This is a genomic window from Pseudomonas agronomica, from assembly GCF_025917275.1.
Lineage (GTDB): Bacteria > Pseudomonadota > Gammaproteobacteria > Pseudomonadales > Pseudomonadaceae > Aquipseudomonas > Aquipseudomonas agronomica.
Window position 1 is genome coordinate 1 of record NZ_JAOSHO010000957.1, and the last position, 743, is coordinate 743.

Here is a 743-nt window from a genome sequence, read left to right on the forward strand (position 1 = left end):
CCGACGGCATCGTCGCCGACGCGGCGGCGGGCGCCGACTACATCAAGATCCGCACCGACGCGATGTTCAACGAGCGCGACGTCCGGGCGCTGGAAGTCCATGAAGGGCTGGTGCATGTCGGCACCACCCTCAACGGCTTGAACCAGCCAATCTGCACCTTCCTGTCCAAGGGCCCGCCCTCGTCGACGGTGACCCAGGAAGGCCTGGCGATCCTCATGGAAATCATCACCTTCGCCTCCTACCCGAGTCGCCTGCGCAAGCTCACCAACCGTACCCGGGCCATTCATATGGTGGAGGAGGGGGCCGATTTCCTGCAGGTGTTCGAGTTCTTCCGCGAGCAAGGTTTTGAAATGGCCGAAAGCTACGGCAACGCCAGCCGGGTGTTCCGTGGCTCGGTGCCGACCGGTCTGCCATTCACCAAAGACTTGTCCTACCTCAAGGGCTTCATCATGGTTTACAACTACATTCAGCTCGCCGTGCGCAAAGGCAAGCTGGAGCAGGTGCCGCTGCTGTTCTGCGGCAAGACCACCCTGGAGGACATGCGTACGTTGCGCCAGTTGGTGGATGAAGGCCTGGTCGTGCCGCCCAAATACCTGCCCGAGCAATTCCGTGACATGAATGCGCTGTCGGCCTGGATGTGCTTCTCCAACTTCTTGAACCACCTGAGCCTGGATCGGATCGAAGCGGATTATTCCAATATTCTCTAATCGCACCACCAATCCCTGTGGGAGCGAGCTTGCTCG

At 60.2% G+C, this 743-nt stretch carries 1 protein-coding gene; it reads left to right on the forward strand.

Annotated features, from left to right (window positions below; genetic code table 11):
• Positions 1-707: flavohemoglobin expression-modulating QEGLA motif protein (locus tag OC610_RS28360; protein ID WP_264433028.1), on the forward strand; the 707-nt coding region annotated here is incomplete at its 5' end.
• Positions 708-743: the final 36 nt, after the last annotated feature.